Here is an 8,635-nt window from a genome sequence, read left to right on the forward strand (position 1 = left end):
CCTGGGACGGTGGAATGGATCTCGGCGTGCTGCGTCGGTGGTGGCCGGTCGCGGCGGTGGCGGCGCTGCTCGCGGCCGCCGCGTTCGCCGCCGGTCACTCCGCCATCGGGGCCAGCCGGATCCCGCCCGCCGCGGACACCCTCCCGTACGTGCCGGACTACCCGTCCCCCGAGGCCGTGCCCTCGATCCCGGTCGAGCCCCGGGACGCCGCCGAGTCCACCTCGGGCGGCGTGCCGGACTGGCTGGCCACCGCCGCCGTGGCGTTGCTCTGCGCCGCCGTGCTGGCCGCCGTCGGGTACGTGCTCTGGAGCGTGGTACGCGGCGCGCTGCGCCGGACCACCCGCGCGGTGCCGACGAGGCGCGCCCGGCGTACCGCCGAGGGGACGGCCCGCGAGGTGGTGGCGGCGCTCGACGCCGGACTGGTCGAACTGGACGACCGGGCCACCGACCCGCGGACCGCGGTGATCGCCTGCTGGGTACGGCTGGAGGAGGCCGCCGAGGACGCCGGCGTGCCCCGGCGCACCGGGGACACCCCCACCGACCTGGTCAGCCGGTTGCTGCGCGGCGATGCGGAGGCCGGCGTCCCGGCGATCGCCAGCGCCGACGTGCTGGACGAGTTCGCGCACGTCTACCGGGAGGCCCGGTACGCCACCCACGCGGTCGACGAGCGCACCCGCGACCAGGCCCGCGCGGCGCTGCGCCGGCTGCGCGGCGAACTGACCGGCCCGATGGCGGCGGCGGGTGAGCCGGCGTGAGCACCAGCATCGACGACCTGCTCGGATCGGGCGAGGAGCCCACCGGGGCCGCCGAACGGATCTCGGGCGGGCGGGCGCGCCGGCTGCTGCGGACGGTGGCGGTCACCGCCGCCGTGGTGGTGGTGATCGTGGTCGGCCTGCGCGCGGTCGGCCTGCGCGTGCCGCTCTGGATCATCATCGCGGGCGTGCTGGCGGTGCTCGCCGTCCGCCGGGTCACCGCCGCGCTCTCGCCCCCACCGCCACCGCGCGCCGGCACCCGGAGGGCCACCGGTGAGGAGCCCGGCACCTGGAACTGGTCCGCCCGGGACGCGCTGCGTACCGCCATCAACGGGTGGGAACGACCCTTGGACTGGTGCGCCGACAACCGGGAGCGGTTCACCGAGCGGGTGCTGCCCCGCCTCGGTGAGCTGGCCGACGAGCGGTTGCGCCAGCGGCACGGCGTCACCCGCGAGTCCGACCCGGTCCGCGCCCGCGCCCTGCTGGGCGAGCCGCTCTGGACGTTCCTCGGCACCCCCGTCCGCCGCCCACCGTCGCCGCGCGACCTCGCGGCGATCGTCGCCGAACTGGAGAAACTCTGATGAACGACGTGGACCGGAGCATGGCTCCCGCCGAGGTGGGCCGGCTCGCCCGGGCCGTCCTGGACGCGGTCGGCACGGTCGTGGTGGGCAAGCGCGAGGCGCTGGAGCTGGTGCTCGCCGGCATCCTGGCCGGCGGTCACGTGCTGCTGGAGGACCTGCCCGGCCTGGGCAAGACGCTCACCGCGCGCTCGTTCGCGCAGGCGCTCGGCCTGGACTTCCGCCGGCTCCAGTTCACCCCGGACCTGCTCCCCGCCGACGTCACCGGCTCCTTCCTCTACGACCAGAGCAGCGGCGACTTCTCCTTCCGCGCCGGGCCGGTCTTCACCAACCTGCTGCTCGCCGACGAGATCAACCGGACGCCGCCGAAGACCCAGTCGGCGCTGCTGGAGGCGATGCAGGAGAAGCAGGTGTCGGTGGAGGGCGTGACCTACCGGCTCGACGAGCCNGGCACCTACCCGCTGCCCGAGGCGCAGCTCGACCGGTTCCTGCTCCGGGTCTCGTTCGGCTATCCGAGCCACGACGAGGAGTGGGAGGTGCTGCGCCGGCGGATGGCCCGCCGCCGCGAGGAGGCCGAGATCAAGCCGGTGGTGGACGCGGGCACGCTGCGCGCCATGCAGGCGGCGCTGGAGGACGTGGTGGTCGAGGACTCGGTCGGCCGGTACGTCGTGGCGCTCACCGCGGCCACCCGCGAGCACCCCTCGGTGCTGGTCGGCGCGTCGCCGCGCGGTTCGCTGGCGCTGCTGCTGCTGTCGAGGGTGCGGGCCGTGCTGGCCAACCGCGACTACGTGGTGCCGGAGGACGTCAAGGCGGTGGCGGCTCCCGCGCTGGCGCACCGGATCACGCTGCGGCCGGAGATGTGGCTGCGCCGGGTGGATCCGACGTTCGTGGTCGGTGAGGTGCTCGACTCGACGCCCGCCCCGGCCAGCGGCGCGCTGCCCAGCTACGCCGCCGGGCGCTGATGGACCGGTCCGAGCCGACGAGCGGCTGGACGCCCACCTGGGCGCTCGGCCGGGCGGTGCTGCTCACCGGCGTGCTGCTCGTCGCGGCCGTGCTGCTCGGCCGGATCGACCTGGTGGTGCTCGCCACGCCGTTCGCGCTGGGCACCGCGTACGCGTTGCGCCGCCGCCCGGGCGGGCAGCCCGAGCTGGAGCTGAGCGTCGCGGACACCCACCTGGTCGAGGGCGCGCCGATGGCGGCCACGGTGGCGGTGTCCAATCCGGATCAGATCTCCTACGACGTGGCCGTGGTCCGGACCCGGATGTCCCGCTGGCTACGCGTGGAGCAGGTCGGCTTCGGCGGCGCCGGGCTGGACGTGGGCCGTTCCGGCGGCGCCGACCGCCCCTTCGTCACCTCCGTGCCCCGGGGCAGCGCGGTCGACCTGGAGCTGACCGGCACCGCGCTGCGGTGGGGCCGGCACCCGCTCGGTCCGGCCGGCGTCCGGGTCGCCACGGCCGACGGGCTGCTGGTCTCCCGCGCGGTGGTCACCGACGCGATCCGGGCCCGGGTCTATCCGCGCACCGAGCCGTTCGACGCGGTGGAGACGATGCCCCGGGCCGCCGGGCTGGTCGGCGCGCACCGGTCACGGCGGCCGGGGGAGGGCGGCGAACTGGCCGGGGTACGCGTCTTCGCCCCCGGTGACCGGCTGCGCCGGATCGACTGGCGGGTGTCGTTGCGGGCCCGCCAGCTCCATGTGGCGGCCACCCTCTCGGACCGGGACGCCGAGGTGGTGGTGCTGCTGGACGTGCTCGCCGAGGCGGGGCGCTCCGGCGGCACGGGCGGGCCGGCGTCGGTGCTCGACACCACGGTCCGGGCCGCCGCCGCGATCGCCGAGCACTACCTGCACCGGGGGGACCGGGTGGCGCTGCTCGAATACGGTCCGGCCGCCCGGCGGCTGCGCCCCGCCACCGGTCGCCGGCAATATCTGACCGTGCTGGAGTGGCTGCTCGACGTGCAGGCCGAATCCTCCCCGCACGAGCCGTACGACCAGGTCTTCGGACCGCACCTGCTCTCCTCGGACGCGCTGGTGGTGGTGCTCACCCCGCTGCTCGACGAGCGGTCGGCGCAGATGCTGGCCCGGCTGGCCCGGGGCGGGCGGTTCGTGGTCGCGGTGGACACGCTGCCGGCCGACCTGCCGGTGCCGAAGGAACGGGGCTGGGCCGAGGTGGCGTACCGGCTGTGGCGGCTGGACCGGGACACGATGATCGGTCAGCTCCGCGAGCACGGGGTGCCGGTGGTGCGGTGGGCCGGCGCCGGCAGCCTGGACGAGGTGCTGCGGGACGTGGCCCGACTGGCCACGGCGCCCAGGGTGGGGGTCCGGTGAACGCGGTGGTCGAACGGGTGCGCGGGCTGCGGTACGCGGCCAGCCGGGTCAGCCCGCTGCCGCTGCTGGTACGGGGCGGCGTCTTCCTCGTCGTGCTGGCCGGCTTCCTGCTCGCGTACCCGGTGCAGGCCATCACCCCGCGCTCGCTGCTGGCCCTGGCGGTGGCCGCGGTGCTGCCGGCGGCCGGGCCGCGCCGGATCTGGCCGACGTTCGCCGCGCTGGTGACGGTCGCCGGCTGGCTGCTGGCCACGCTCGGCTACGACCGGCCGCCGGCGCTGTGGCGGCTGCTGGCCGTGGCCACGCTGCTCTACCTGGCGCACACGCTCTGCGCGCTCGCCGCGCTGCTGCCCTACGACGGCCTGATCGACCCGGATCTGGTGCTGCGCTGGCTGACCCGGGCCGGCGGGGTGGTGCTGGCCAGCGCCGTGCTCGGCATCGTGCTGGCCTGGCTCGGCGGGGTCGGCGGCTCCGGTGGCACGCAGGCGGCGACGGTGGTGGGACTCCTGGTCGCGGTGGGGCTCAGCGCGCTGCTGGGGTGGCTGCTGCGTCGCAGATGACGGGATGACCCGGGCACGTTGTGCAGGTCACACCGGTTGTGCTCCGTCACAGAAGGGGGTCTCGCGCGGGATTACCCGAGCCCCCCGGGGAAAGATGGAGACGTGAATCCGAAGCGGATCCTTGTCGTGGGTGCCGGGCACGTTGGCCTGTACGCCGCTCTGCGCCTGTCCAAGAAGCTGAGCTCCCGTGAGGCCGAGGTCATCGTCGTCGACCCGCAGCCGCACATGACGTACCAGCCGTTCCTCCCGGAGGCCTCGGCCGGCAACATCTCCCCTCGGCACGCCGTGGTGCCGCTGCGGCGGGAGTTGCGCAAGTGCACGGTGGTGGCCGGCACGGTCACCCGCATCGAACACGACCGGATGACCGCCGTGGTGCAGCCGATCAGCGGCCCGGCCCGGGAAATTCCGTACGACCACGTGGTGGTCGCCCCCGGCTCGGTCTCCCGCNGGCCATCTTCCTGCGCAACCACGTCCTGGACCGGCTGGACGTGGCGGCCGCCACGACCGACCCGGAGGTGCGCCGCCGCGCGCTGACGTTCACCTTCGTCGGTGGCGGGTACGCCGGCATCGAGGCGCTCGCCGAGATGGAGGACATGGCCCGCGACGCGCTGCGCTACTACCCGGAGCTGAAGCCGGAGGAGATGCGCTGGGTGCTGGTCGAGGCGACCCAGCGGGTGCTGCCCGAGGTCGACCGGGACATGGGCGCCTACACGGTGCAGCAGCTCCTGAAGCGGAACATGGACATCCGGCTGGACACCCGGCTGGAGTCCTGCGTCGACGGCATCGTGAAGCTCTCCGACGGGGACGAGTTCCCGTCCGACACCATCGTCTGGACCGCCGGCGTGAAGCCGTCGCCGATGCTGGACGCGACCGACTTCCCGCGCGACGAGCGCCGCCGGGTCACCTGCCGGCCGACGCTCCAGGTCGTGGACGGCGACCGGGTGGTCGAGGGCGCGTGGAGCGCCGGTGACTGCGCCGCCGTGCCGGACCTGACCAAGGAGCCGGGCAACTTCTGCTCGCCGAGCGCGCAGCACGCGGTGCGGCAGGCCGCCCGGATGGCCGACAACATCGCGAACGTGATCCGCGGGCGGGAGCCGGTCGACTACAAGCACAAGCACGTCGGCAGCGTCGCCAGCCTCGGCCTGCACAAGGGCGTGGCGCAGGTCTACGGCATCAAGATGACCGGCTGGCCGGCCTGGTTCATGCACCGGACGTACCACATGTCCCGGATCCCGTCGTTCAACCGCAAGGTGCGGGTGGTGGTCGACTGGTCGCTGGCGTTCTTCCTCAAGCGTGAGGTGGTCGCGCTGGGCCAGTTGCACGACCCGCGTGAGGAGTTCGCCGAGGCGTCCGCGCCGCCGGCCCGCGCGGCGCGGGTCTGAGCGTCCGGCGAAGGGCCCTTCCGCACACGCGGGGGGCCCTTCGCCGCTTCAGAACCGCCAGGTCCACGCGTCGGCGAGCCGGACGCCCGGACCGAACAGCTCCACCAGGGTGCCGCGCAGCAACTCCGCGTGGGGCGCGTCGTCGGTCAGCGCGACGCAGGACGCGCCCCAGAAGCTGACGTCCCGGAGGGCCGCGCGGCGCTCCCGGTCACCGATCTCCGGCCGCACGCCCCGCCGGGCCACGTCGGCGAGCAGGGCCGAGGTCGGGCGCTGCCAGGTGCCGAACGCGGCCGACCCACCGGGGCCGTACGGGCCGATGAAGAAGCCCTCCGGCATGCCGAAGGCGACGCCGGCGGCGGTGGCCCACCGCATCGGCCCCGGGTCCGTCGGCGTGGCCGTGGGCACCGGCACCAGCACCCCACCGGGGCGTACGCACTGCCGCCAGTGCCCGTCGGCGACGAACGCGGGCAGCGGCGGCCGGTCCATCGTGGGCAGCGGGGTGGGGAAGACGCTGAGCAGGGCCGCGCCGACCGCGAATGGGACCAGCCGGCGAACCGGACCCGACTCGTGCAGCGCCCGGTGCACGGCCAGCGTGAGCACGACGCCGAGCAGCGGCGGCACGGCCAGCGCGAAGCGCGTCGGCAGCGCGCCGTCCACCACCGGCAGGCCGGCCAGCAGCGCGTACGGGCCGGGGACGCCGGTTCGTACCCCGTCGACCACGATGTCGGGACCGAGCGCGAACGCCGCCATCACCAACGCCCCGGTCACCGCGGCGCGCACCAGGGAACGCCGGCTGAGCCAGACCGCGCAGCCGACCGCGACCAGCAGCAACGGCCAGCCGAGGAACGTGGTGAACTCGGCCGGGCCGGTGGTCAGCCGGACCGCCTCCGGGCGGCCCGCCACCGTCAGCGCGGAGAACCGGGTCCAGCTCGCCAGGTCGGCCGGGAAGTAGGCCGGCGGGAAGATCCCGTCGGGGACGCCCCACGGGCCGGTGAACTGCACCCGGAGCGGGTACGCCAGCACGAGCAGCGCCAGCCCGGCCGCGCCGAGCAGGCCGGCGGCGAACCCGGGTAGCGCCCGCCGCGCCAGCTCCCGCTCGGCCAGCCCGTACGCGACGGCCACCACGGCCAGGGTGAGCGCGGTGAGCAGGAGCACCTCCTCACCGACGAAGACTCCGACGGTGACGACGGCGGCCAACCCGATCGCCGAGGAGGCCGCCCGGCGACGGTCCGGGCCGCCCGGACGCCCGGCCGGGTCGGCGGCGCGCAGCAGCCGGACCACCAGCCAGACCAGCACCGGGACCAGCCACTGCGCGGTCATGTGCAGGTGGCCGTTGCTCTGCGAGACCAGGCCCGGCCCGAAGCCGCAGAGCGCCGCGCCGAGGCCGGCGGCGAGCCGGTGGGCGCGCAGCGTCCGGGTGAACAGCAGGTACCAGGCGAGCGCCGTGCCGGCCAGGTTGCCGGCGACGAGCAGGGCGAACGTGACCGGCGCGCCGACGGCCAGGGTGAGCGGGGCGAACAGCACCCCCAGCGCGACCACCGAGGTGTTGGCCATCAGGTTGACCCCGTCCGGCGCGTTGAGCCGGTCGGTGACCAGGCTGAAGTCGCCGTGCAGGGCCCGCGCGTCCAGGGCCAGGAACCACTCGTACAGAATCTGGTCGGCCGGGTTGAGCGCGAGCATCCGCGCGCCCGGCACCGGCCACAGGCCGTGGGTGAGCCACCCGGCGAACGCCGCGAACACCAGCCCGGCCAGCAGGTCCGCGCGGTGCCGGCGGGCCGTCGCCCGCAGCCGGGCCGCACGCGCCGGGCCGGCGGCCGGCGCGGGGCGGACCGCCTGGTCACGGTCGGGTCCGGAGGCCGTGCCGGCGGCGCTGGTCACGGCCTCGACCATATCGGCCAGGCCCGCCGGGGTACGCCGGGCGACGCCGGAGCCGCTACGGTGAGATCTGCACCGCCGCGTGTCGACGCGCCGGTGTCACCCGCCCGGGTGGTGGAACGGCAGACACGGCCGCCTTAAAAGCGGCTGCCGCAAGGCGTGCGGGTTCGACCCCCGCCCCGGGCACCGAGAACTCTCAGCGTTCCCACAGCTTCGCGCCACGCGAGGTGTTGTCACCCCGTCTACCCTGGAGACGCACGTTCCACGTGCGAACGACCCCCTGAGGGAGGCCTGAGAAGTGAAGACCTCGAACCCGGTGCTCGCCCGGCTCGGCCAGGCGGCCGAGCGTGAGCGGGCGGCCGGGTACGCCCAGCCCGGGCCGTACGGTCAGCCCGGATACCCCCAGCAGTACCCGCCGCAGCAGCCCTACCCGGGCGGCTACGGCCAGCCGGTGGCCCCGCCCACCGTGACCCCGATGACCCTCGACGACGTGGTCGTCAAGACGGTCCTCATGCTCGCCATCCTCGGTGCCTCGGCCGCCGCGGCCTGGGTGCTCGTGCCGGACTCGCTGGTCGGCGTCGCCTGGATCGGCGCCGCCGTGGTCGGCCTGGTGCTCGGCCTGATCATCTCGTTCTCGCGGATCGCCAACCCGGCGCTCGTGGTGACGTACTCGATCGTCGAGGGCGTCTTCGTCGGCATGGTCAGCAAGGCGTTCGAGTCGCTCTACGACGGCATCGTGCTCCAGGCGGTGGCGGGCACCTTCGGCGTCTTCTTCCTGATGGCGATCATCTACAAGGCGCGGATCATCCGGGCCACCCCGAAGTTCGCCCGGATCATGGTGGCGGTCATCGCCGGCCTGTTCGGCGTCATGCTGGTCAACCTGGTGCTGGCGCTGTTCGGCGTGAACACGCACCTGCGCGACGGCAGCCCGCTGGCGATCGGCTTCAGTCTGGTCTGCATCGTGGTGGCGTCGTTGAGCTTCGTGCTCAACTTCGCCGACATCGAGGAGGGGGTCCGGATGGGCCTCCCGCAGCGCTACGCCTGGACGGCCGCGTTCGGCATCGTGGTCGGCCTGGTCTGGCTCTACATCGAGATCCTCCGGCTGCTGAGCTACTTCCAGGGCGACGACTGACCGTCCGCGCCCGCCCTGCGACGCCCGCCTGCCGCG

Annotated in this window: 7 protein-coding genes, 1 tRNA gene and 1 pseudogene; 8 read left to right on the forward strand and 1 reads right to left on the reverse strand. The window is 74.7% G+C overall.

Features of this window, described 5'->3' with window-relative positions; translation table 11 throughout:
• Positions 1 to 14: 14 nt before the first annotated feature.
• The 6 genes and pseudogenes from B1205_RS17930 to B1205_RS17955 all read left to right on the forward strand — a co-directional run bounded on the left by B1205_RS17930 (position 15) and on the right by B1205_RS17955 (position 5,592).
• A complete protein-coding gene (locus B1205_RS17930; RefSeq protein WP_089156650.1) occupies positions 15 to 755 on the forward strand; it encodes a DUF4129 domain-containing protein in 741 nt (246 codons plus the stop codon).
• On the forward strand, positions 752 to 1,333 hold the full coding sequence (locus B1205_RS17935) for a hypothetical protein (RefSeq protein ID WP_089156651.1): 582 nt from the start codon (positions 752 to 754) through the stop codon (positions 1,331 to 1,333). Before B1205_RS17930 ends, B1205_RS17935 begins: the two co-directional genes overlap by 4 nt.
• Positions 1,333 to 2,292 (forward strand): AAA family ATPase, encoded by a 960-nt coding sequence (locus B1205_RS17940; RefSeq protein ID WP_089156652.1) that lies wholly within the window; start codon positions 1,333 to 1,335, stop codon positions 2,290 to 2,292. The genes B1205_RS17935 and B1205_RS17940 overlap by 1 nt, the downstream gene beginning before the upstream one ends.
• Entirely contained in the window at positions 2,292 to 3,653 is a 1,362-nt protein-coding gene (locus B1205_RS17945; protein ID WP_089156653.1) for a DUF58 domain-containing protein, read from the forward strand. Before B1205_RS17940 ends, B1205_RS17945 begins: the two co-directional genes overlap by 1 nt.
• The gene (locus tag B1205_RS17950) at positions 3,650 to 4,210 is read left to right on the forward strand and encodes a hypothetical protein (protein ID WP_089156654.1); all 561 of its coding nucleotides are present in this window, start codon (positions 3,650 to 3,652) and stop codon (positions 4,208 to 4,210) included. Before B1205_RS17945 ends, B1205_RS17950 begins: the two co-directional genes overlap by 4 nt.
• A 102-nt stretch (positions 4,211 to 4,312) precedes the next feature.
• Positions 4,313 to 5,592, forward strand: a pseudogene (locus B1205_RS17955) (NAD(P)/FAD-dependent oxidoreductase).
• 48 nt (positions 5,593 to 5,640) lie between these two features.
• Here the strand turns inward: B1205_RS17955 and B1205_RS17960 are convergent.
• Positions 5,641 to 7,482 (reverse strand): hypothetical protein, encoded by a 1,842-nt coding sequence (locus B1205_RS17960; RefSeq protein ID WP_089156655.1) that lies wholly within the window; start codon positions 7,480 to 7,482, stop codon positions 5,641 to 5,643.
• Positions 7,483 to 7,572: 90 nt separating this feature from the next.
• On the opposite strand from B1205_RS17960, the gene B1205_RS17965 reads away from it, so the two are divergent.
• Positions 7,573 to 7,653: transfer RNA gene (locus tag B1205_RS17965), tRNA-Leu, on the forward strand.
• Positions 7,654 to 7,765: 112 nt separating this feature from the next.
• Positions 7,766 to 8,599 carry a Bax inhibitor-1/YccA family protein gene (locus tag B1205_RS17970; RefSeq protein ID WP_089156656.1) on the forward strand — a complete coding sequence of 278 codons (834 nt, stop codon included), beginning with the start codon at positions 7,766 to 7,768 and terminating at the stop codon, positions 8,597 to 8,599.
• The last annotated feature ends 36 nt before the right edge of the window (positions 8,600 to 8,635 follow it).

This window comes from Micromonospora sp. NBS 11-29 (assembly GCF_002140155.1).
In the GTDB taxonomy this organism is placed as follows: Bacteria; Actinomycetota; Actinomycetes; order Mycobacteriales; family Micromonosporaceae; genus Micromonospora.

What these genes read in the sequence shown, in the direction of transcription:
- B1205_RS17930 (WP_089156650.1), top strand. Translation starts at nt 15, where the DNA reads ATGGATCTCGGCGTGCTGCGTCGGTGGTGGCCGGTCGCGGCGGTGGCG.
- B1205_RS17945 (WP_089156653.1), top strand. Translation starts at nt 2,292, where the DNA reads ATGGACCGGTCCGAGCCGACGAGCGGCTGGACGCCCACCTGGGCGCTC.
- B1205_RS17960 (WP_089156655.1), bottom strand. Translation starts at nt 7,482, where the DNA reads ATGGTCGAGGCCGTGACCAGCGCCGCCGGCACGGCCTCCGGACCCGAC.